General features: G+C 41.3%; 24 protein-coding genes. 10 read left to right on the top strand and 14 right to left on the bottom strand.

All coding sequences use genetic code 11. The features are described from left to right. Positions 1-401: 401 nt before the first annotated feature. The 3 genes from ACO1O5_RS15060 to ACO1O5_RS15050 all read right to left on the bottom strand — a co-directional run bounded on the left by ACO1O5_RS15060 (position 402) and on the right by ACO1O5_RS15050 (position 4,814). Complete coding sequence (locus tag ACO1O5_RS15060) at positions 402-3,674, bottom strand: WD40/YVTN/BNR-like repeat-containing protein (RefSeq protein WP_486271605.1); 3,273 nt, start codon at positions 3,672-3,674, stop codon at positions 402-404. 346 nt (positions 3,675-4,020) lie between these two features. After that, complete coding sequence (locus tag ACO1O5_RS15055) at positions 4,021-4,446, bottom strand: hypothetical protein (protein ID WP_486271603.1); 426 nt, start codon at positions 4,444-4,446, stop codon at positions 4,021-4,023. Between the two features lie 2 nt (positions 4,447-4,448). Next, positions 4,449-4,814, bottom strand: coding sequence for a hypothetical protein (locus ACO1O5_RS15050; RefSeq protein WP_486271601.1), 366 nt, complete (start codon positions 4,812-4,814; stop codon positions 4,449-4,451). An 879-nt stretch (positions 4,815-5,693) separates the two neighbouring features. On the opposite strand from ACO1O5_RS15050, the gene ACO1O5_RS15045 reads away from it, so the two are divergent. After that, positions 5,694-7,676, top strand: coding sequence for a sensor histidine kinase (locus ACO1O5_RS15045; protein ID WP_486271599.1), 1,983 nt, complete (start codon positions 5,694-5,696; stop codon positions 7,674-7,676). 207 nt (positions 7,677-7,883) lie between these two features. Here the strand turns inward: ACO1O5_RS15045 and ACO1O5_RS15040 are convergent, their stop codons facing one another. Next, complete coding sequence (locus ACO1O5_RS15040) at positions 7,884-8,033, bottom strand: hypothetical protein (RefSeq protein ID WP_486271597.1); 150 nt, start codon at positions 8,031-8,033, stop codon at positions 7,884-7,886. A 419-nt stretch (positions 8,034-8,452) separates the two neighbouring features. Continuing rightward, positions 8,453-8,689, bottom strand: coding sequence for a hypothetical protein (locus tag ACO1O5_RS15035; protein ID WP_486271595.1), 237 nt, complete (start codon positions 8,687-8,689; stop codon positions 8,453-8,455). 274 nt (positions 8,690-8,963) lie between these two features. On the opposite strand from ACO1O5_RS15035, the gene ACO1O5_RS15030 reads away from it, so the two are divergent. Beyond that, on the top strand, positions 8,964-9,077 hold the full coding sequence (locus ACO1O5_RS15030; RefSeq protein WP_486271593.1) for a DUF5670 family protein: 114 nt from the start codon (positions 8,964-8,966) through the stop codon (positions 9,075-9,077). A gap of 43 nt (positions 9,078-9,120) precedes the next feature. Beyond that, the gene (locus ACO1O5_RS15025) at positions 9,121-9,417 is read left to right on the top strand and encodes a hypothetical protein (RefSeq protein WP_486271591.1); all 297 of its coding nucleotides are present in this window, start codon (positions 9,121-9,123) and stop codon (positions 9,415-9,417) included. A 198-nt stretch (positions 9,418-9,615) separates the two neighbouring features. On the opposite strand, the gene ACO1O5_RS15020 is transcribed toward ACO1O5_RS15025, so the two are convergent. Beyond that, positions 9,616-10,179: a YciI family protein gene (locus ACO1O5_RS15020; protein ID WP_486271589.1), complete on the bottom strand. Its 564-nt coding sequence runs from the start codon at positions 10,177-10,179 to the stop codon at positions 9,616-9,618. A 66-nt stretch (positions 10,180-10,245) separates the two neighbouring features. Here ACO1O5_RS15020 and ACO1O5_RS15015 point away from each other — a divergent pair, with 66 nt between their 5' ends. After that, complete coding sequence (locus ACO1O5_RS15015; RefSeq protein WP_486271587.1) at positions 10,246-10,410, top strand: hypothetical protein; 165 nt, start codon at positions 10,246-10,248, stop codon at positions 10,408-10,410. On the opposite strand, the gene ACO1O5_RS15010 is transcribed toward ACO1O5_RS15015, so the two are convergent. Next, on the bottom strand, positions 10,392-11,168 hold the full coding sequence (locus ACO1O5_RS15010; RefSeq protein WP_486271585.1) for a hypothetical protein: 777 nt from the start codon (positions 11,166-11,168) through the stop codon (positions 10,392-10,394). The genes ACO1O5_RS15015 and ACO1O5_RS15010 overlap by 19 nt on opposite strands. An 83-nt stretch (positions 11,169-11,251) precedes the next feature. Beyond that, positions 11,252-11,818, bottom strand: coding sequence for a flavodoxin domain-containing protein (locus ACO1O5_RS15005; protein WP_486271583.1), 567 nt, complete (start codon positions 11,816-11,818; stop codon positions 11,252-11,254). 346 nt (positions 11,819-12,164) lie between these two features. On the opposite strand from ACO1O5_RS15005, the gene ACO1O5_RS15000 reads away from it, so the two are divergent. Then, a complete protein-coding gene (locus ACO1O5_RS15000) occupies positions 12,165-12,824 on the top strand; it encodes a hypothetical protein (RefSeq protein WP_486271581.1) in 660 nt (219 codons plus the stop codon). A 177-nt stretch (positions 12,825-13,001) separates the two neighbouring features. Here ACO1O5_RS15000 and ACO1O5_RS14995 read toward each other — a convergent pair whose 3' ends face one another. The 4 genes from ACO1O5_RS14995 to ACO1O5_RS14980 form a co-directional block, all read right to left on the bottom strand. Continuing rightward, positions 13,002-13,160 (bottom strand): hypothetical protein, encoded by a 159-nt coding sequence (locus tag ACO1O5_RS14995; RefSeq protein WP_486271579.1) that lies wholly within the window; start codon positions 13,158-13,160, stop codon positions 13,002-13,004. Positions 13,161-13,407: 247 nt separating this feature from the next. Then, the gene (locus ACO1O5_RS14990) at positions 13,408-13,947 is read right to left on the bottom strand and encodes a transcription termination/antitermination NusG family protein (protein ID WP_486271577.1); all 540 of its coding nucleotides are present in this window, start codon (positions 13,945-13,947) and stop codon (positions 13,408-13,410) included. 314 nt (positions 13,948-14,261) lie between these two features. Beyond that, the gene (locus tag ACO1O5_RS14985) at positions 14,262-15,032 is read right to left on the bottom strand and encodes a phosphosulfolactate synthase (RefSeq protein ID WP_486271575.1); all 771 of its coding nucleotides are present in this window, start codon (positions 15,030-15,032) and stop codon (positions 14,262-14,264) included. Between the two features lie 15 nt (positions 15,033-15,047). After that, positions 15,048-16,175 (bottom strand): Gfo/Idh/MocA family protein, encoded by a 1,128-nt coding sequence (locus ACO1O5_RS14980; protein ID WP_486271574.1) that lies wholly within the window; start codon positions 16,173-16,175, stop codon positions 15,048-15,050. Between the two features lie 423 nt (positions 16,176-16,598). Between ACO1O5_RS14980 and pnuC the strand changes: the two genes are divergently transcribed. Together pnuC and ACO1O5_RS14970 are read left to right on the top strand one after the other, a co-directional pair. Then, positions 16,599-17,219 carry a nicotinamide riboside transporter PnuC gene (gene pnuC, locus ACO1O5_RS14975; protein WP_486271572.1) on the top strand — a complete coding sequence of 207 codons (621 nt, stop codon included), beginning with the start codon at positions 16,599-16,601 and terminating at the stop codon, positions 17,217-17,219. Positions 17,220-17,221: 2 nt separating this feature from the next. Next, positions 17,222-18,331 carry an acyl-CoA dehydrogenase family protein gene (locus ACO1O5_RS14970; RefSeq protein WP_486271570.1) on the top strand — a complete coding sequence of 370 codons (1,110 nt, stop codon included), beginning with the start codon at positions 17,222-17,224 and terminating at the stop codon, positions 18,329-18,331. A gap of 36 nt (positions 18,332-18,367) precedes the next feature. Here ACO1O5_RS14970 and ACO1O5_RS14965 read toward each other — a convergent pair whose 3' ends face one another. After that, on the bottom strand, positions 18,368-19,666 hold the full coding sequence (locus ACO1O5_RS14965; protein ID WP_486271568.1) for an MFS transporter: 1,299 nt from the start codon (positions 19,664-19,666) through the stop codon (positions 18,368-18,370). A gap of 407 nt (positions 19,667-20,073) precedes the next feature. On the opposite strand from ACO1O5_RS14965, the gene ACO1O5_RS14960 reads away from it, so the two are divergent. Then, positions 20,074-20,454 (top strand): hypothetical protein, encoded by a 381-nt coding sequence (locus ACO1O5_RS14960; protein WP_486271566.1) that lies wholly within the window; start codon positions 20,074-20,076, stop codon positions 20,452-20,454. Between the two features lie 214 nt (positions 20,455-20,668). Further along, on the top strand, positions 20,669-20,866 hold the full coding sequence (locus tag ACO1O5_RS14955) for a hypothetical protein (RefSeq protein WP_486271564.1): 198 nt from the start codon (positions 20,669-20,671) through the stop codon (positions 20,864-20,866). A gap of 92 nt (positions 20,867-20,958) precedes the next feature. Here ACO1O5_RS14955 and ACO1O5_RS14950 read toward each other — a convergent pair whose 3' ends face one another. Beyond that, positions 20,959-21,474, bottom strand: a complete 516-nt coding sequence (locus ACO1O5_RS14950; protein WP_486271562.1) for a class I SAM-dependent methyltransferase — start codon at positions 21,472-21,474, stop codon at positions 20,959-20,961. Positions 21,475-21,799: 325 nt separating this feature from the next. On the opposite strand from ACO1O5_RS14950, the gene ACO1O5_RS14945 reads away from it, so the two are divergent. Beyond that, on the top strand, positions 21,800-22,951 hold the full coding sequence (locus tag ACO1O5_RS14945; RefSeq protein ID WP_486271560.1) for an acyltransferase family protein: 1,152 nt from the start codon (positions 21,800-21,802) through the stop codon (positions 22,949-22,951). The last annotated feature ends 197 nt before the right edge of the window (positions 22,952-23,148 follow it).

Here is a 23,148-nt window from a genome sequence, read left to right as displayed (position 1 = left end):
TAACCTCTAACCGGGATTACATTTTTGTAGCACGTTTCCCTGGAACACAGTCCGGGTATCGATGCACTGTGTGGGGGTTATCACAGTCTTATCGGTTGTGATGAAAACTCATTTTTTGGCATGTTTTTTTCACTGCAACTTTATTAGTATCTTGTCTATCAACAATGGTTTTGGTTGATAAAAGGTCAGAAGTCTTTCTGACCTTTTTTGTTGGAGATGCTTTGTGAATCTTTTTGTGCCTGCCAACGCTTGTGTCAATAGAGCCCGGGATAGGCCATGATTCGTCCCCTGCGAGATTTCCTGTTACGACATGAAGACTCTTTCAAAATCGTTTACCCCTTTCAGTTAGGTGTTACGGATTTGATAATATACTCTTCTAAACATCTTTTCATTCCGCAGCATTATTCCTTTTGCCATTCGGGAAATCTTCCCGGGGTAAAGGGCGCGCCGGATTTCTCCATCTGCGATTCGATAGCTTTTATTGAATTGTCAATTGATTTAAGGGTACGTAATAGACCGCCAAACTGATCTGCTGCCGCGTTATAAGATTGTTTGAAGGTGGTAGTAGGGGCCGATGTTGTCGTCCACAAAGCAGAAGTGATCATATCAACCCTGCCCTTGAGAGAAGTAGGGGCAACGCCTTCATATTGGTCTATGAGCCCTCCGTCTCCATGTAGCTTGCGATTGAAGGCATCCAACTGCATTGAAGCGGACACGATTGAATCGAACACACTTTCAGGAACTTTCGGACCATCAATGAAGGCTTTTTTAAGATAGGTTAGTTTTTCACCCAAAGATTTTCCGAAGGCATCTGCTCCCGAAACTGCCCTTGTTAACGAAGCCATTTTCTTATTAAATTGGTCCAGGGCCAGCCTGTCTTGATCAGGCATTACTGAATCATTCAAAGGCTCACACACAAAGAGCTGCGGTGTCACTAACTGAGTAAACTTTCCGTCAACAAATTTTGAAAGCGAAACCTTGTATTTGCCCGGCACAACCATGTAACCCCTGTCCGGATCGTTCCATGGGATTGAATTGTCAAAAGGCGTGAGCGAAATCGCGGTAAAAGGATCGTACCTGAAATCCCAGGTGATCCGGTTCACTCCTTTCTTAGCACCGGTTTCTATTTTCCTTATTACATTTCCATTCTCATCAGTGATGATAAAAAGCAGGAAAGCGTCTGGCTCCTCCTTTTCAGCAAGCTGGGCCTCGTAAGAAGGATATTTTATATCTTCCCCCTTTTTCTGTTTAGCCTTTTCGGCTTCAATTCTTTGATCCTTTAAAGATTTGATATCATCTTTTATATAATACGTAAATACTGCGCCCGGCTCAGGGTTTTTTGCTGCAAAAAAACCGGCTCCCTGGAATCCTTCTCCCCGGAAGCCAAATGGATTTCCTTCGATATACATTTGCGCATCTCTTACCGGAAAGATCAAGGCTTCTTTTTCTATCGTTTCTTTTGACAGCTGTCTCAACGGTGTGTAATCATCAAGAATATAAATCCCTCTTCCAAAGGTGGCAGCCACCAGGTCGTGTTCCCTTCTCTGAATTACAAGGTTCGTGACACATTCCGTCGGTATTCCATTTTTCAATGGTATCCATTCCTTGCCACCGTCTGCCGAAAAAAATGCCCCAAACTGTGTTCCCGCAAAAAGCAAATCCTTATCAACATCATCTTCTGCAATGGTATAAGTACTTCCTTTTGCAGGCAGGTTACCGTTGAACAGGAACCATAATTTTCCTCCATCGGTGGTCTTATACATGTAGGGTTTGTAATCCCCATCTATAAAATTCTGGCAGGCGGCCCAGGCAATTTGTTTATCAAAATGGGACGCGACTATTTGAGAAACCCTTGCATATTCCGGCAGGCCCGGTGTCATAGATTTATTCCAGCTTTTGCCGCCATTGGTTGTATAATATATCAGCCCGTCACCTGAACCGGTAAACAATACATTTTCATCTAGCGGGGATTCGGCTATTGCTGATAATTGTCCCATGGAGCCCTTGAGAGCTAGTTCATTGATACTCCAGCTTTTGTCCATCAGTTTCTGCATTTCCGTAGGAACACCCCTTGTAAGATCGGGGCTTATTGCTTCCCAACTATCCCCACGATCGTTAGTTCTGAATAGTTTATTGGCCCCAAAGTACAATCTTTTATGATCGAATTGAGAGATCAGCAATGCTGCATCCCAATCGAAACGGTAGCCGGTATCATTTAATTCGTAAGGCTTGATGTATAGTTGTTCCCCTGTCTTTTTATTATACCTCGCCAGGCCACCATTTTGAGACTCTGCATAAATGATGTTCGGGTCCTGCCAGTCCACCTGGGACTGGAAACCGTCACCCGAAGTGGTAAAAAACCAGTCACTATTCATAATACCAGAAGTATTAATAGTGCGTGATGGCCCGCCAAAACTATTATTGTCCTGGGCACCCGCATAAACATTATAAAAAGGAGTGGCGTTATCTGTAGTTACCTTATAGATCTCAGCTATGGGAATGTTTGCTTTAAATTCCCAGGTTACACCCTGGTCATAAGTATCATAAACGCCGCCATCACAACCGTCGATCATGTGTTTGTTATTTTGGGGATCTATCCAAAGCACGTGATTGTCGGGATGTTTTTTATCCTCACCCAATTTTGTCCATGTTTTTCCGCCATCAATACTCACTTTCATATACACATCCATGCAGTAGATGCGGTCAATATCTTTGGGATCGCAAAATATCTTTTGAAAATAAAAAGGATAGGTAGAAACATAGCTGTCTTCTTTTTTCCAACTCACCCCGCGGTCGGTGCTTTTATAAATACCTCCTTCTTTGGCAGCCTCTACGACAGCAAACACCACATCGGGGTTTACGGGTGAAATGGACAGGCCTATTCTTCCCAGGTCCTCCTTTGGCAGGCCTGTGGTCATTTTATTCCAGGTAGCACCACTATCGGTGCTGCGGTAAATGCCACTTTCAGGGCCACCCTTAATGCCGGTAAACAATTTTCGCATACGCTGGTGTGCAACGGCATAAAGAATATTAGAATACCGCGGGTCCATATGAACTTCGAAACAGCCCGTGTATTTACTTACAAATAATACATTCTTCCAGGTTTTGCCGCCGTCAGTAGTTTTAAATATTCCGCGGTCACCGCCGGAATTTCTTAAAGAGCCATAAGCCGCTACATACACGGTATTTGGATTGTTGGGATCAACCACGATTCCACCGATATGCTCTGAATTTGAAATGCCCATATTCTTCCAGCTCTTACCGCTATCATCACTTTTGTATACGCCGTCGCCATAAATCACATTGTTTTGATTATTGTTTTCTCCGGTACCTACCCACACAACGTTCGGGTTGGAAGGATCGATAGCTATAGCGCCAATGGCATAAGATTTCTCATGATCAAAAACAGGAGTAAACGTAACGCCGTTATTTTCCGTTTTCCATAGCGAGCCGTGGCCGGAGCCCACGAAGTATTCATTGTGATCAAAAGGATTTACTGCCAGCGCCACCACTCTGCCCCCGGTTACCGCCGGGCCAATACTTCTGAAGGCAAGGCCATTTAAGGAGACATTTTTTAAGGAATCAGTTTCCGTGACCGGTTTGCTTTTTTGAGCAGTAACTGAAATGGAGGAAAGCAACAATAGTGCGGAGAGAAAATGTTTTGTAGTTGGCATAAGCAGAAATTAGTTTCTAAAAGTAAGAATTATACCCAATATGGTTGCGGACCACATTAAGAAAAAGGATAAAAGATAGTCTTCTTCTCAACGCCAGCGCCCGCAGGTACACCTTTAAAAAATTCTTTCACAAATCGTATAGCCCTGCCTGTTATGTAAGAGAGATTTTAATGACAATTTTCCGCAAAAAAATTATAGAAACGGCAAAAATCAACAAATATAAAATGCTATTATTGCGGGAAGGCTTGGTATCAAATTGGCGTCATCTGCCAGAACAATTTTTCCCGTTCATAAGGATCAGATGTTGGGAATTAAAGTTGTGGATCAATTCTAGCTAACTCAGGCATTAATTATTTACTGTAATAGTAGTATCGCTATCAGCCCATTCAACTATGAACTGATACAAATTGATTTTTGGCTTATCAATATTTCGTTTAAATATTTCCATTTTACGCACGGTGTTGTCAGGGTTGAAGTTTACCAGGAAAAATTGCTTTTGGGTTATGTCAGTAACTGCGGCACTATAAGTTCCGCCAACTCCTGCAAATCCTTTTGAAGCGGTCCACTGGTAAATCAATACCCTTTCATGCAAAGCTACTCCATCGGGTTCCCCAAGTTTCAGCAACACTTCTTCACGTAAGGTTGTGTCCGGGCGGATAAAAGCTATCATTCCAGGGCGTATAAAAACCCTTCCTTCCTCCCTGTGGGCAGGAAGTGGCAGAATAATGCAAGATGAGAATAATACGCATATTATGGTTGCTACAAATTTCATTGTTATGGGTTGGTAAGCAGCAGGCTGTGCTTTTCGAGAATATTTCCTGAGAATACTAATACAAGACTATAGTATCGGGTAGCTATCGGATAGGCGTATGCGAAATTAGGATCATTTTTATAGTTAGCGATTTTGACCGGAATTACGTTACCCTTCCTGTCGAGCGAAAGACGATAGGTAAGAATCCTGCCTTCTTCAAATGACCAGGATGGTTCACCGAGTTTTAAAATAATTTCGTCTCTGCTGCTGCTATGATCAATTATGAAGGGTATGTATTCACTTTCAAAATCTGCATTAGCCACATAGAGTTTATTGGTACAGGATAATAGGAGCAAAGTACCCAGCAATATGAAGTTACTTTTTTTCATGCTTCAAGTTAATTTCTTCCGCAACAATTGGCACTGATATACATCATGATGATAGCTGATATTGCCAACTCACGAAATTTCGCGAGGTTTTATATATAAAGGGGGATTAGACGTTTGCGAAACCAAGAGCGAATAAAATGCATTAGAATCCATCGGGTTTTTAGGATGACAGGTTTCGGTTACAAATTAATATTACCGGAACCCCCGCGTTGCCGAATACTCTCTCTTTTTTCCTGGCCCGCGTTTCTAACGGGTACCCGTACGTGCCGCAAACGAGTGGAAGATACTTTTATCTTTTGGGGCTTCATCCAAAGTGCCTACTAACTTATAGTTTATATTGAGCAGATGCCGCCGGAAACGTTCGGATGACCGGTTTCCTGTTGCATGGAACAAAAAAAAGGCCAGATAGAAATCCAGTCCCGAGAAACCATATCAAGCCCGCACATTCGTTGTGGTTTTTCTTTAGTTGATATTCAACTCAACAATGTCAGCAAAATAAAGACTTAACCCCAGCCACACCGCCCGTGTTATTGAGTTGCCTTTTTCTCCTGTACCTTCACATACCGACGCTACATGTAAAAATTACTTGTGCCAGCTGCAGGTATTATTTGTCTTTTCTTCTGTGTACGTATCCTCTCAAATTTAAACGGCCATCTCATTTTATGAGCAGGAAGAATCCCTCCTAATACTCCTCCCGTGGGCAGCTACGCTCAAAAATCAGACATATTCAAAATTAATTCACTTTTTTTTCGTTATCAGGGTGACAAATAGTGCCGGAAGCTGCTAAATTTTGTAAAACAGCCAGGAAATTGACTAGAGTTTTGTCCAGCCGAAGAAACACACCCAGGGTTATTGCTTCACCGAACAGGTTATCTTATTATGAAGTTTTCTTTTAGAAAATTGCCCCCTACTTATCAATTGCTTTTAGCAGGTATTATATCGTTATTGGCACTGTTGTACGTGTCATGGCAATTGTACTCCGAAAAAGAAAACAGGGTATCACTTGTTTCGGATTATAAAAGTCGCGTTCAAGAATCCAACGATGTGGCTTCTTTGACGAACGAACTGGAGGTTGAGACAGAATGCACCCTGGCATTTGCTTTGAATAAGGGACGTTACAGCTCTTTGGTCATTCAAAGAAGCCGCACTGATAAGTGGGTACGCACTCTGGAAACAAACGGAGACGCTTCCCTCACCGGTTTTTTAAAAAATAATTTTCGTAACGGTCTCGCCTCTGCCCGGGCCGTCCAGGATGATGGCACTGCTGCTATTGATATCCGTGGGATAATGGATTTTTATCATAACGCCGTTGAGCAACTCAGTAAATTCCATTCTATTACTCCTTCCAACGTTGCCATGCTGCAGCCTTTAAATGCTGTAGTTGAATCAAAAAGTTTGCTTTTTGAAATGACGACTTTGTGGGCGTTAACCAGAAACAAAATTTATGTTTCTCTACTTACCATACATGACACGCCGGCAATAGTGTCAATCGCCGGAGATGAGCGGCATGCGCTCAAAACATGCGAAGCCGAATTTTTAGTTAAGGCTTCGCCGTCGCTGGTAAAAATGTATCATGATAAAGAAAATTTGGGTGCAATACAGCCTGCTTTTGATTACCTGGATTATATAGCGATACATCATCAATTTGACAGTACGTCTACAGCGGGACAATGGTGGGCTACGGCATCTGGTGGAATAAATGTATTGAATAAACAATACCTGTTTTCTCAGCAACAGCTACAAACCGACTTAAACCATATTTATCAAAATGAAATTAAAGCCAGGAACCTGACCTTAGTCTTGCTGATGGCAATCATATTACTGGTTACCGGATTTTTTATATTCACCATAGGAGTAGTGAATAAGATGCTGAAAAAGCGGGCAGCCGGGTCTGCAAAGGCATCCCCGGCGGAAGAAGGTAACCAAACTCATGACCCGCCAAAGGATAATGTAAGTGATCTTATACTAGAGGCAATTTACAGGGCAGGCAAAACGAACGGGGCTAAAACTAATGGCGCCACAAATAGCGTTAACGGACATGCTGTACCAGGAGTCGTAATGCCTGGTACCAACCAGGAAAATAAAGAAGCCCCGCCTGTATCCAACGGGAAGATAGCAACTAATAAACAGGAAACAGTTTGGAAAATGAATGGAGGACCATACCTTCCTTCGGAATTGAAAAAACCGCAGGAGAATCCTGCAATAGCAATTAATGATGACCTGGCAAACTATGCGGATCCCAACCCCGAAATGGTATCCGCAACCAAAGGCCCTGCAGTCAAAGCGGAAACTGTAAAGGAAAATATCGCTGGGAAAGCCGAACGACGAAACGACACGCTGACCAGCCAGATGAATGAACTAATCGACGCCGCGGCTATCGAAAGTGGCCGATTTAATTACCATAAGCATGTTTTCAAATTAAATGACCTCGTATCCGAAATGGTATCCGAAACTGGAAATGCAATACCGTCCTATAAGATTTACCTAAGAAAAAATGTAGCGTTAAGCGTCTACGGAGACAGGGCGAGAATCGCCCAGGTACTCGGCAACCTGCTTCAAAATGCTATTGATCATTGCCCGGACTCCGACAGTATTATCGTGAACCTGGAAGAAAAAGGTCAAACCGCCGTATGTTCCGTAGAGGATTTTGGTAACGGGATCGAGATAGATCAGCAGGAAAGGATATTTGGAAAATTTTACCGTGTTAACAATGCCAACGGAATGAGCCATCCCGGCCTGGGTTTGGGGCTATACATTGCCATTGAAATTATTAAGCAGCACCAGGGACAGATGTGGGTGACGAGCGAGCCTGGCTTAGGCAGCACATTTTATTTTAGTTTGCCGGTAAGTACAACCTCATAGCAAGGCTACAACCATTATTTTGGAACTAACAAGATCTCATTTTGACACCTTTGTTTAGTGAATACCAAGTTTCAGCTGGTTTCTCCAGGTGACCCAACTTAACTGATAAAGATGCCAGAAAACTTGTTGTTTAAGGGTGCAACCAGGGACAATATTTAAAAATCGTTTAATCTCCACCGTTATGCAATAAAGCCATTATTGTTTTGACTAATGCCTTTTAAAATACTGGACCTCCCGCTCATGCTTCTTTGCTGCGTCAAGCGTATCAAATGTACCGAGGTTTCGGCGCTTATTTGTCTTTGGGTCTTTCTTCCCGGAATACAACCTGTATTCGCCGGATTTTAATTTGCGTATCATAAAATCTCATTGGTGTTTTATAAGTTAATAACAGTTTTGATATTACAACATGCGACCAAATGTCAACTTTACGGTAAGGAAATGTAATGGAAAACCCCGCCTGCCAGGTTTGATCCAAAGGCTTGCTAATTCTAACATTACATTCGAATAATTGACATTAGCGTCGATACAGTAATTAACATGCGTCAGTCCCCGATCAGGGCCGGCATCCCGGCGCCGTAGTTTTCCAAAAAAAATTTAAAATCGTTTAGCCGTAGTAGTTACATAGTAGAAATTTCAATGCCGAAATCCCACTAAAAACAGAGGTAACCAGGTTGGATGCCTCTCCATCGCTTTGTTCCATTCAAGAATTAACAGCAGTAAGCAGCCATGATCTACCATGAAAAACGAATATGGCTTTACGCGATTCCTAATATATTCTATTTTTCTTTCTTTCGTTTAACCTCGCCCGTGGTAGTATTAACTTTGGTCTTATTCTCTACGCTGCCAGAATCTTTTTTTACCTTATAGCCATTGTACCGTTTGTGCTTGCTGAAAGTATTGTGAACCTTCTGTGTTGGCGATGAGGTCTTTTTTACTTTGGTGTTTTTATCCTGTGCATGGGTCGAAAAACTAATGCACATAGCCAAGGCTAATATCGTTAGTATTCTTTTCATGTTTGTAATTGTTTTTGTACAGAAAGATGAAACAATTTAGCTGCCAGATTTTTCGGTGTTCAGCAGTTTCCGCTTAATCAGTGTAATCGCTTCGGATACACATGACGGATATGGGTATTTATTTCCACTAAAAAATGATTATTTATTTCAAATATCCACAATCCGAAGGCTGAATTTTTTGGCAGGCTTTTGTATCATCTCTCTTCATATTTAATTTTTAAAATTTTTGATATGGTAAGCATCTATACACAGTAGCAGTAATACTTATTATCATATGGGCCATCGTTTTTGTAGGTGGATATTATACGCTGGTCTAATTCATATATTATTGGTAATTGCTGTAATTGCAATAGTCTTTAACCTGTGGAGCGTGCGAAATAACATATAGGCACATTTTATTTATTTTATTACAATTAAACAACCCTTTTATTATGAAAAAACTTTTCAAGCGAAACATTATAACAACCGCTTATATTTTTACATTAGCCAATTTAATAAGCATGTTATCACAAGCACAAGACAGCAGTGCTAATTCGGTGAGTTCGACACAAACTGCCACCACAACCACCCATACTCAAAATGGAATCATGATTCAGCCATGGATGTGGATAGTTGGCGGGATTGTTTTGCTTATCATAATTATTGCTTTATTGAGCGGCAAAAATAAAAGCACCGTTAGAAGCGATAAAGTTACTTATACGAAAACGGTGGAAAGTGATGATAACTAACAGGTCGTTAGAAATAATTTTATCAAGATGTTCCAGCCCGGGTTTCTAATTCTCGGCGTGGCCGTTCTACGACCCAGGAAACTCCATTGCGACAACTAATATTTCCCGGTTATCAAAAGGCTTCCCGAGGATTAGCTTATTGCAACAAATTGGCACCTGGCTTCAAGGCTATAAATTCGGGTAGGCTATACCGGTAGCTTACATTCCGGGGAGCTCCATCGCTTCATGTATCTCAATAGTTGCCTCAGGGTGCCAGCCCGAAATATGCGGGTGGCCTTCCAGGAGACTCATTACTTCATCCCAGTCTTCTGCGGAGAGCAACGAGTAACCTGCTACTTCGCGGGTGCTGGGCGTTTGATCGCCAGTTGACAACAAGCGCTTTCCATTCATAAGCGGCGCACCCATATCAAGGAGGCGGCTACCAACCCTTTCGGCCCAGGCCTGCCACAAAGCCATACCTGCAGCCTGGTCTTCAGGCGATACATTGACTGTTTGGGCCATGGCATCTAACGGTGCATGGTACATGATAAGAAATGTTTTGCCGGTAGTTTTCACAGGTGCTGATTTCCCGGCTGTTTTCTTTGCGGCCTTTTTAAGGGGCGCTTTTTTTACCACCTTTTTAGGGGTAGCTTTTTTTGAGGTAATTTTTATTGTTTTCTTCGCCGCTTTTGCCACGGCCTTATTTGCTGATTTTTTGGTTACACTTTTCCCGGTTGCCCGTTTTACCACTTTCGGAGAAGATTTTTTTACTGACTTTGCCATAATGATTGGTTTTTAATGGTGAAAGTATCGGATGGCATAATAAATTTACTGCGTTTTTAAACTGAAATGAAAAAAATTTTTGATGCGTTATTGCAGCAAAAATGCAGCAAAGGCCATGCTCTTGCCACAAAGTCGCTAAAGGGTTTCGCGGGAAAGAAGACTCATCCAATACATATAGCCTTTTTGAAACATGCCGTTCCCGGAGGGCTCCTTTATGATGGTTTTATTTGATATTTCCTTTGCAATAATGCGATCAGGTTTCTGCATTTAAGCAAGGCGTCATTTGCACCTTTAATTGTTACGCCGCAAGCGCCGCTAAAATACTGCGTACGTATAAATAATTTATTAAAAAGCAACTTGTCCTTTGTGAGATATTTCTCTTTTGGCATTATTTTCATAAGCTCTGAATCTGGCTTCTTTTCGAGAATTGACAAGAACACGTTCCCATCAAAAATAAATTCGGCGCCAGCCATGTAGTCGCCTATGCGTTCATGTATATACTGGTTTTGAGTTAGAATCCAAACCAGGGAACTGTAGTAACCAGTTATACTGTCAGAGACAGCATCTTCGCCTATTAACCTCAACTCCCCGGAATATTTCATTTGTTCGTAGGTTCTTTGGTTAGGCTGGTAAAAAGGTGCGTTTAGTGTTATGGACCTTGCATAGTGGTAAATACTTAACACAGAATCATACTTTGAAGAACTGTTCAGTAAAGAGATAACCCGGTTCATGCTAAATACCACATTATTGCTTTTTGCGATGTTTAGCGTAAAGTCATTAATATCAGATTTTAAATCCTGGTACATTGCAATCATAAATTGTTTCTCACGTTCTTTTTCAAAAAGGCGCTCCCTCCATCTATCGGCCCAGAACCCCATAAAAACAGCCAGAAAAACCATTAGAAATTCGAAAAGCCTGTTTTTAAATTTGACTGCCATATCGAAAAGTAATGTTGAGGTATTTGTCTTTGCGGAAAGTTGTTTTTTCATAACACGTTGCGAATTGAATTAAGTAACTGGCGTATGAAGCAAAGCCGTTGCAGCACAAACCACAAGCCCAAATTGCTTTGAATTTATGGTTCCACATGAGGCCGGAAAGGAGCGTCAAAAGCCGATATCTGCTTTGGGTCTTTCCTTTGAAATTTTGTTACCGCCTTTATTAAATCAATAATATTCTGCTTGTTAACACGATCATAGCCGTTAAGCATCTGACCTTTTTCATCTGCATATTTTGACAGTTTTGCACCCATTTTTACCATGAGACGATCGAACCAAGAAAGTTTTTTAATTTCCAGCCTGCCCGGCAGAAAGTGAATGTCGGTTCTGTTGATTATTTCCCTGGGTAAAGAGTCTGCTATATAACCATCCAGTTTGGCTTTCTGGTCTGGTGGGGTTCCGGAAACCACAAAAAGAAACAACTTCTTATTCAACAAAGCAGGGAGATTTTTCTTTAACCATTTTTTCATAAACAGTTTGCCAATATATACGCTGCTACCCAAAATCACAAAATCATATTTCGTCAACTCGCTGTTTACAAACTCTCCAACTTTAATAACGGGAAGCATCAACGCCGAGCCAATCCATCGTGCATACTGTTCAGTTGCACCATATTTACCCTTATAAATTACTACGCCCTCCATCACAATATTTTACTGTAACAAAGTTCGTTTTTTCAATTTACCCATGTCCAATTGGCCGTCATTTACGAAGATGATATTTGTCATCACACTGTTGAGTTCCGTTGGTTGTAAACAGCGCATGAAGCATGGTTTTACTTATCCCGATTCTCCCTTATTTGTCAATTAACGTAACGAGCTCCCACAAAAACGACTCCCCCGACAATAATTCATAAATGCACCCATTATCAAGCTCTGGGTTAGCTAAAACGGCCTGCGGAATGGAAGGCCCAGCGGGATAGCGGCGTGAGCTACCCGAATTAGTGACGGGTGTTTTATGAATTGCGATTCTCAACAAAATGAAATCAAAATGAAAAAGCATGAATTACCTATTATCGGGCTGCTCAACAAAAGAATGATAATGGTTTCTCTTTTCTGCATAACCCTTACGTTAAGCGTACCGACGGCTTTTAGCCAGGTGGGGAAAGGCACCGGACTTGAATTAGGTTTTTGTTCGGGCGGAATCACCAATATGGCGGGCCAGAATGGACTCTTTACGGGCGCCATCTTCAAGGAATTTATGAAGTATAATAAGAAGAAAGTAAATAAGACAGGCGTATTAACACCCACGTGGGGCCTGGAGCTGAAATTAAACTGGTCGTATTATTCCAATACTGCCGGTGGCATGAACGTTTACACGCTTCCCGCCGCATTCAAATTTAACCTCGGATCGCATATGGACGAACAAAGTGTAGTTTATAATGAAAAGACCAACACGAGGGTGCATAATTACACAAGGTTCAGGGCCATCTATTTATATGTGGGCCCGGAGGCTGGTTACCTGTCAACAAATATCGTTAAAGGAACTACACCCGCAACACAAGAGTTTGGTGGCGTTGTAGGCGGAGTTCAAATTTGGTTAAACAGGTTTAAAATAGATATCTACGGACAAAGGGCGGTAACACCCGTTTTTTCACCAGGTAATTATTATTTGCAGGGAGGAGCAGTTGCATTTGGATTTGCGTTTTAGCCCGCCGCATGGCTTAGAGAGAGAGAGAGAGAGGCAGAAAAAAAGAGTATGCACCTAACGGGCATACACACACGCAAACATGATCAGGAAGAAATTGTATTACCAAAATTTACTTTTTTCACAAAAAAACTGCCACAATTAATAATTGCGGCAGCGAATATAAATTATTAAAATGCCTTAGCGATAATGGTCATCACGGTCATGGCCCCGATGATGATCACGGTCGTGGCCGTGATGATGATAAGGACGTTCATATCCTCTTTCATAATAACAACCACTTGCAGCCAGGCCCAACACAAAAACAAGGGCAACGAAAAATAAAGAGATTTTTTTCATAAAATAGTTTTTGATTTTCTTAAAATATCTTTACAATGCTAAGACGGAATTGACCCGTTGCAGGGTTACAATGAAGTTGCGGCATTTTGGCAAAAGGGCGTTAAAAGAATCCACCGCAATGAGCTTACATAAATTAAACGCAAATACTAAAGTCTTGCGTGCAGTAAATAAATTCTATGTATTGCCTGGCGGCTGGGAAACTGACATCATATACGAGGAATCTATTTTTAATTATCATATTCAATAATCAACTTTGTGGATGCAATGGAAGGTTTTTATTGATGAGAAATATTTCCCGGCTCCGGATTTTTGCTTCGTTAGTATTCGCCACCATCGCAAAGCCCAGTGATGGCAGGTTAACTTTGATTATCCGGCTTGTCTTTTTCAAATCATTTCCCTTCGTGACATAAGAAATAATTTCATGATCATCCCGATTACTGTTCATTCCAACAACTATCTTCTCTAACTTAATTTCCCTGTAATGTTCCGAAAAACTTTTAATTGCATTTATTTCATCTGCGCTAATTATTGCAGGTTTATCCGTCCAATAAAGAAAACTCAAAATATAACTATTCTGCTCTTTTAAATTGATCAGATCGCCTTCGGTTGTTCTTAAGAAAACATAAGACTTAAATAAAGGCTCATACAATATTTTAGTTTGCAGAAAAGGTTGCGTTGTGCGGTAATTAAAGGGACAAAAATTCTCAATTCCCTTTTTAGAGATTAAATGTGATACTATCTTTTCGCGATGAGGCTTCGTGTAAGCTGCATACCAGTTCTTCTGCATATTAATTTTTTAGAAAACTAAAATGTGCAGTAATTCAAAGGATTGAAAATCCCGAAATGAATCTGGGTATAATAAAAGTACAACTAGCATTTTCGGCCACGAATGACTATTATCAATGCGCAAGATGATTCTAGTTAGGAAGGACTTACTCCCCTCAAGGCGAATGGCCGGTTAAGTCGCGCCCTTACCTTCGTCGCTATGCCGCGAACCTTTATTTATTATCCTCAAATGGCGCTGTCGGTTATCTGCGGAGTTATTTACGACGGCGGACAAACGAAAAAATTTTACCCAGCCGGACACTCACAATGAGCCGGCTAGTCTGCGGTAAGAAAAAAATCAAAACTGTCACTACGTAAGCCTACCCGCATTGCTTCCAGCGCCACCACTTCGGCAGGTGATACATTGGCCAGGTTGGCATTACAACCCAAAAGCCTTATAAAGTATAGCTGCTGGTCTTTTTTGGGCGCTTCCCAGATAATGTTCTCTGCCGCAATCTTGTTAAGAATTTCTTCTACGAGTCCTTCCCGCACTTCTCCGGAATCACGGTAAATACCAGCCGTTCCGGATTCCTTCGATTCTGCAATGATGTATCTTGAACCGGCAGCCAACTCTGCTTTCATAAGTTCTATCCATCGGTATGGGGGCGTTATATGAACCCTGTCTTTATCACCAGATCCAACTTCACTGATGACTGTGGTCGTTTTGCTGAGCTGCCGGATGTAATCACACTTTTGTTCGTGTGTAATATTGATGGCACCATCAGAAACTTCGATATAATCAACTTTATATTTTTCAGCCAATTTTATAAAGTCAGCAACCTGGTTACGAATTACAAATGCCTCAAACAAAAGCCCGCCAAAAAAAACAGGTATTTGATTTGACTGGTATAAAGCGATTTTTTCTTCCAGAAAGGAGGTTACCATTGCGGTTCCGAATGCAAGCTTTACCATATCTATATAAGGGCCGGCGGCCGATAGAAGATTTTTTGTTCCGTCGATGCCGAGTCCCTTATCACTAATAACTGTAAGGCCGCTAGCTCTTGGCCTCTGAACACGTTCGGGGATTTTGCTAAGTTTAAAATTCATAAGAGGTAATTATATTTACTTCGCGAAGCTTATTTTTTTGGCGTTCTTCTGCGCTTTCAATGCCAGTTCTGTTGCCAGGAAACAATGTTGCTGGGTCATGGCTGTTTCAGTACGGTTGATAACATCATTCACGAAGAGTTCGCCAAACGGGAGCGGCATGTCCTTGCAATCGATGAATTGTGTTTTTTTATTATCTACGAGGTACAAATGATCCCCGCCTTTAGGCCCGGCGATATCTATATTCTTCCGCACTTCAATATAACCTTCAGTCCCTAAAATTGTCAGTCGTCCATCCCCCCAGGAATCCAACCCATCTGGTGTAAACCAATCTAAACGAATATAGCCAGCACCGCTGTCACCTTTCATCATTACATCGCCAAAATCCTCAAATTCCGGGTATTGGGGATGGTTTACGTTAGCCACCTGTGAAGCCACAATATCAGCAGTTGTGGAGCCGGTAAAGAAAAGGAACTGGTCGAACTGGTGTGAGCCGATGTCAGTAATAATACCGCCATAATATTTGCGGTCGAAAAACCAGTCAGGGCGTTTGGTGAGCGATATTCGGTGAGGACCTAAGCCAATCGTCTGTATCACTTTACCGATAGCGCCGTCCTTTACCAGCTCCCCTGCTTTTACAGTCGCACGGTTTTCAAAACGCTCACTGTACATGATGGAGTATATTCTCTTAGTTTCCTTTTGCACCTTTCGCACCTCGGCCAATTGATCCAAAGTTGTAATGCCAGGTTTGTCAACCAGGTAATCTTTTCCGTGTTTCATTACTTCTATACCCAGGGGCGCCCGCTCTACCGGTATACCCGAGCTTAAAATAACCTGGATGGATTTATCTTCAAGGATTTCTCCTTTATTAGCAGCTTGTTTTGCCTGCGGATATTGTTTAGCGAAAGCCGCTGCAAGATCCGGTTCTTTTGCATAAAAGGAAACGAGTTGCCCGCCTCCTCTTATTATTGCGTTTGCCATTCCATAAATATGGCTATGATTAATATTGATCACCGAAAACCTTATTTTAGGCTCATCGCGAAATCCAGCTAATGTTTTTTTGGGAAGCGAAGATAACAGAGCAATACCTGTTGCGGCGGTGGCAGTCTCTTTGATGAACCTGCGCCTGTCAAATGGATTTTTCAATTTGTATTATTTTAAATGAATGAATCAGGAGAATTTATTACGAGATAATATTCGTTCAATCGTATGTTAAAAGTAAAAAAATGTTTCTGTAAATGAGTTTACAATTTGCCTGGAACGCATTTACATTTTTAGATTAGATAAGACCTTTAACCGCGAACCCTGTCGCAGCCTGCTATTACAAAGAGATCTTTTTGCCTATCTTTATTCTCGCAACTCAAGGGGTGCCTTCTGGTATTTGACAAAACATCAATGCCAATGAAAAAAAGGCTGAGATTATACCCTCCGAAAAGAATAATGAAATTTTTCTTTTCAACTACCTGATCCGGGTAATACCGGCGTAGGAAAGAGCATAATACACCGAAAGCGATGTCGCTTAGTAAGTATCACCTTGAGCAAACACTATCAAATTGAAATTAGGCTATTATGCTTTATGACTGGTGGCATTTAACGCTACGGGAGGTGGCAGAAACTGATTGGGTACAATGGCTGGCTGTAGCTTTAGCAATTGCAGAGGTATTGCTTGCCAAAGTAAATAACATTGCATTGTATCCTGCTGGCATTGCATCTACAATACTTGCCGTATATATCTTACTAACGGCAGGTTTGTTTGCTGAATCTTTGCTGAATGGTTATTACATCGTCATGAGTGTATACGGATGGTGGTTTTGGATTAAAAAGAAGTATGAGCCGCCAGTACAAATAACCCGATGCAGCCGTAATGATTGGCTAATAGTGATGGGTATCACAACAGGTAGTTTTGTGGTACTGACGGTGTTGCTTTCCAGATTTACACCCTCAACGGTGCCTACCTGGGATGCGTGGGTAAGCGCAACAGCATGGGCGGGAATGTGGCTGCTGGCAAAACGAAAAATAGAAAACTGGATATTGCTGAATGTATCCAATATATGCGCAATACCATTATTGTTTTATAAGAATTTACCCCTGTTCGCCGCCCTCACTGTTTTTCTTTTTATAATAGGCGTACAAGGTTATTTTTCCTGGAGAAAGATTATGAAGGCCGGGAAAACGGTTTTAACAACATAAGTATGAAAGACGAATTAGACGGCTTTGAGATAGCACATCCATCTCATTATTTTGACATCGCATTGACCGAGACTATACGAAGCTTAATACCCGAAGCTGAACAGGCAGGCAGCCTACATCCGGGTCAATTAGCTATTATTTATGAGCAGCAATGGTTTAATCTTTTTGTACCCAAAGCATATAACGGCTTGCAATTGCCGCTTCCTGAGGGACTCCGCCTGGAAGAAAGCCTTGCCTGGATAGACGGAAGTGTTGGGTGGACCGTAACCCTTTGCGGGGGTGCCAACTGGTTTATTGGTTTTCTGCAGCCGGTATTGTCAATGATGATTTTTAGTAACGGTTCGGTGTGCCTTGCGGGAAGCGGTCGCCCATCGGGTAAGGCAATCCTTGTCAACGGCGGGTATGAAATAACGGGCCATTGGAAGTATGCAACCGGGTCAGCACATGCCACTGCATTTACCGCAAACTGCGTTATTGAAAACAATGGAATTACGCAGAAAGATGTCGACGGCAATCCTATCATCCGGTCTTTCGTTTTTTTAAGGGACGAAGTGATATTGCATAACGATTGGGACAGCATGGGTATGGTGGCGACATCCAGTAACAGTTTTGAAGTACAACGGCTAAGGGTACCCGAAAACAGGAGCTTTATTATTGCGGCCAATGCGGCTACTCTCGATTCACCTATTTATCAATATCCATTCCTGCAATTTGCCGAAGCTACACTGGCGGTCAACATCAGCGGCATGTCCCTGCGCTTTTTGGAACTATGCGAAAAGCTTTTTATTGAAAGAGATAATTATTACAAAACAGAAGGTAGCCTCACGGCTCTTACCTGTCTTGAAACAGCCGTTAAAAAGCTTTCAGTTTCGAGGAAATCTTTTTATTACGTGATTCAAAATTCGTGGAATGAATGTGAACGAAACGGGCGGGTAAACGCTGAGTTATTGCAACAGGTGAGTATCAAAAGCCGTGAGCTGGCAACAATTGCACGCCGGCTAACAGATGAATTGTACCCATATTGCGGGCTAACGGCCGCAAGGAAAAACTCTGATATTAATAGGGTATGGCGCAATTTGCATACGGCAAGCCAGCATTCACTGCTCATTTAGACAATTAAGGAATATTAGCTGGCGATGCCTTCTTTCTCAAATCCGTTTATTGGCTACAACGTCAACTTGCATTGAGGCCCGGGCTATCAATAAGGCAACGAAAGAAAGTGCTGCGGCAATGGAGAGGTAATAACCCACATAGGCAAGGCCCCATGATTTTGCAAGTCTTGTTGCAAGATACGGGGTAAGCGATGCACCCAATATTCCCGCCAAAGTAAAGGATAAAGATGCCCCGGTATACCGCACCGCAATAGGAAAAATTTCTGCCAGGGCCGTTCCCAGCGGACCATATACCAGGCCCATCAAAAACATACCAAGTGCAAGGAATGCAACGATAACAGGAAAGTTTTCGGGTATGAATAGCCATGAGAAGAAAAGGCCAAATAATAGAATAGCAACTGTAGCAACCATCAGTATGTCGCCACGTCCGTATCGGTCTGCCAACGCGGCCGATACAAAAATACCAGCTGCAAAAAAAAGCATCGAGATTGTTTGTGCACCGAGGAAACCGGAATGCGTGTAACCCAATACGTTAGTGCCCCAGCTCAGGGTAAACACCGTCATGATATAAAAAAATAAGAAAACGGTAATTGAAGCTATTGTTCCCAGGGTAAGTGCCCTGCCATACTTAATAAATACATCAATGATCGGGAATTTAACACGCTCGTTGTTTTCAACAATTTTCAGAAAATCGGGTGTTTCTATCAATTTTAACCGGACATACAAACCGACCCATACCAATGAAGCGCTGGCGATGAAAGGAATTCTCCAGCCAAAGCGCAGAAACTGCGCATCACTCATAATGTTGCCCAGGATAAGAAATATACCGGTAGACAGCAGAAATCCAAGAGGAGCGCCAAATTGCGGGAACATGCCATACCACGCTTTTTTGCCGGGTGGGGCGTTTTCTGTGGCGAGTAACACGGCGCCACCCCATTCTCCCCCGAGCCCCAGGCCTTGTCCGAAGCGGAATAAAGCCAGCAGCAACGGGGCCACGATACCTGCTGTTTGGTAAGTGGGTAAAAGTCCAATAGCAACTGTTGAAGTTCCCATGGTCATTAACGCTGCAATGAGTGTCGCTTTACGTCCAATACGATCTCCGAAATGACCGAACAATGCTGCCCCAACCGGCCTGGCAAAGAAAGCCAGTGCAAAAGTTGCCAGTGACTCGAGGATGCCCGAAGTAGGATCAGCAGATGGAAAAAATAATCTTGGGAAAACCAACACTGCCGCGGTTCCATAAATGTAAAAGTCAAAAAATTCAATTGTGGTTCCTGCGAGGCTGGCTACAAGGATGCGCCTCGTAGAATTTCGTGGATTATTAATGGAGTTCATGAAGTCGTTTTTCTCATATTAAAGCAGGGACAAACATAAAGGATTTACGATTCTTTATAAATAATCGACGATTGTTTTTTCCAACGTCGATGAAATAAGGTAAGAGAGGTTGCAAATTAAAAAAATGTTGTCTATATTTATGATCAGGCCCTGATCTTCCCTTACACTCCCAAAATCTTTTTGAAAATCTTTACGCTAACAGATTACATTGTCTGATCCGACAATATCCGCCAACAGATGTAATTTTTAGTATTAATCCTTTCTTTCCTTGTTGGTATTTTATCAAAATATCTAAAGAATATTTTGTGATGCTATCATTCAACACAAATGTTCAAAATATGAGCATTGAAATTATTTGAAAGCGATCACATCATTTCTGAATTAATAACTTAAAAATTACAAGTGAAATGAAAACGATAGCGGTAATACTCATATTATTTACAATAACTTCCTGTAAAAAGAAAGCGCAAAGAGATACTGATAAAACTCCGGACCAAATTGTAAATGAACCTGCCGTACCTTATATAGCACGCGAAATTGCGGAGTTAGACATGAATGTAATGATTGCAAGAGACACAACAAGAAATACGATCTACAGAGGTATTGCACTGGATAAAATCCGGCGCACTGAAGCAGATTTTTTGTATCCGGCAACAATAGAAAATATATTTTCGCAGGACTTTGAACAGCGGTTAGAAAACCAAAAAATGTTAATTGCAACCAACTGGAGACAAATCGAGCGCAATAAGCAGTTCAAACAATTAGCCATAGATCAGCTCAAAAAATGAAGAATACGGGACAATAACGCTTAGTTTTTAGCACATTATAAACCAGTTTCCATGACAGTTTATTGAAATGAAAACCATTCACTTATTGTTTAACTTTATAGCAAAACTCCGCCTGAAATATTTTTTCACAATCATACTCTTTTTCGTTATAGGTGTGGGGTGCAAACCTAAACCCTCAAAAAGAAATTTCCTGGAAAATAAGTTGAAAGAAACTATGAGTATTTACCTACATAAAACACTTAATCCTGCCGTAACGTTTAACATACAAGATGTAAATTATATTCCTGTAAAAGCGCAAAAATTGTTTGTTTGCCAGTTCAATGTAAATATTCATTATAAGGGTGGAGATACGTTAGGCATTATGATGGCTAACATTTCATGCGATTTTGAAAAGGTTACCCGGACAAAATAATTCCAGGAAACGACGCTGCATGAAATGCCGGCAAAAGCACCGGCTTTGAACTTTTTTTTGCCGGGTGAGTAAAAAAGGCCGCCGCTAAATATTTATGCCCTAATCACACATGCATACATTTTTTGAGGACCGAAGATTGAAGTTCTGTCGCCAATCTTTTCAATGTTATCAAACCCATTATTTTTAAACAACAATACCAGCTCCCTAATAGTAATTGGAAATGGCACCCACCTGTTTGGTTTGTTCATATCATATTCCACTATCAAAAACCGTCCGTTACTTTTTAAAAAGGATTGTAGTCTTTGGATAAGGCTGTTTTTATTTTTGATATAATGAAATGAATTTGCCATCAGGATTCCATCTAATACCTGGTTGGGGAAAACAATAGCTTCGATGTCTGCCCCAATACATTGTATGTTTATATTATTTGCAGGAACCAGCGAAGGCATTTTTTTGTCCACAGCATAAATGGTGCTGCCTGCTTCTAAACAATTGGCCAGGGCATAAGTAAACGTGCCACTGCCGCATCCTAAGTCGGTCCAATATTGAATTCCCTTTTCCGCATCGAATGCTTTTTGAATTAGAGTCTGCGCTTCTGTAATTTTCATTATAAATAAATATTTAATCCCGGATTTTACGGTGTATCAAATCTGCGGCAACAGGCCTCGTATGATGAAAAAGAAAACTAAGTTATTTATTTAAATTATGCCGGTTGTTAAAGTGAGCGAAAACAAATTCTATATTTGAAAGCCCGAATGAATCTCTTTGTGTTGAGATAAGAAACAATTTTAGATTTCTTAATGAGTGGGAAGGTAAACTGCATTGCGCCTGGTATAATTTAGAAGGAGCGAAACCAGGCTGGTGAAAAACATTTAAGCAAGGAGTTTGACAAGCAAAAATCAAATTGCATATATTTCTTTAAATACCGAAAATATGAATTCAATATCCGGAGATACAATTGGCAAAACGTTTGAAATAAAAACTATTGAAAAAGGTAACAGGCTTGCATCGCTCGACTTTTATCGTGGATTGGTGATGGTACTACTGATGCTTGACTCTTCGGGGTTATACGACCATCTTGTTGAACATACACCAAAAGGTTCTTTTACGCATTCGGTAGCCATTCAGTTCACGCATTTTAAATGGCATGGATTACATTTTTGGGATTTAATACAACCGGCATTTATGTTCATTGCCGGTACCGCAATGGCTTTCTCTCTTACAAAACAAACTGCCCAAGGGCTATCATGGAACCACCAGGCAAAACATGCGTTAAAAAGAAGCGGGTGGTTGTTCTTCTGGGGTGTGCTGGATTATGCCGTGAGGGGAGATCATTTATCGTTTGAACTTTGGGATGTTCTAACGCAATTGTCGTTTACCATGCTGGTAGCATTTCTCATCTTTAGATGGAAAACCGCTTACCAGTTAATTTTCAGCGTCGGATTATTGATACTTATTGAATGCCTTTACCGATTAATAAAAGTACCAGGCTTCGATCAGCCATTTACAGACCAGCATAATTTTGGCAATTATGTTGATATGATCTTAATGAACAAGATCAACAATGGTGGTTGGGTAGCTATCAATTGTATTCCGACTGCGGCTCACACTATTTGGGGAGCCGTTGCAGGCAAATGGTTACTCTCCATTGCCGATCGAAAAACAAAAATCAGCTATATAGTAATTTTTGGATTCGTTACTTTGGCGCTTGGGTATACACTGGACCTAACAGGTATAACGCCCATCATTAAACGAATTGCTACCACCTCTTTTACACTTGTCTCCGGGGGCTATTGTTTGCTCGCCTTGGCATTTCTCTACTTTTGGATTGATGTATTGAATCATAAGCGATGGCTTCTTTTTTTCACTATTGTAGGAATGAATTCCATCTTTATTTATCTCTTCTTTGAAATAGTAGTAAGCAGGTGGCTTTTCACTTATATCAGTACCATTGTGAACGGAGTTATTTCACCCACTGGCATCTCCGAAACAACGATACTTTTTATCACGTCATTTACCATATTTATTTTTGAATGGCTGTTATGTTATTGGCTGTATCAGAAAAAAATATTTTTTAAGTTATAGGCGAAGGAATCTTTCTGAAGCTGGCACAAGAAGCGAATTCTTGTCTTGTTAATTGGTGACAAAGAGGACAAAAATAGTTGGTAAAATCTTTTGAAAGGTTGTACTGGAAAGGGTTTCAATGAAGTAAATTGAAACCCTTTTCAATTTCGGATATTATGACAAAAAAAATCTTGCTGGGGTTGCGGTAGTAATAAAGT

Source organism: Ginsengibacter sp., assembly GCF_057362405.1.
The sequence above is the reverse complement of the archived record's forward strand: the minus strand, read 5'-3'. Positions and strand labels throughout refer to the sequence as shown.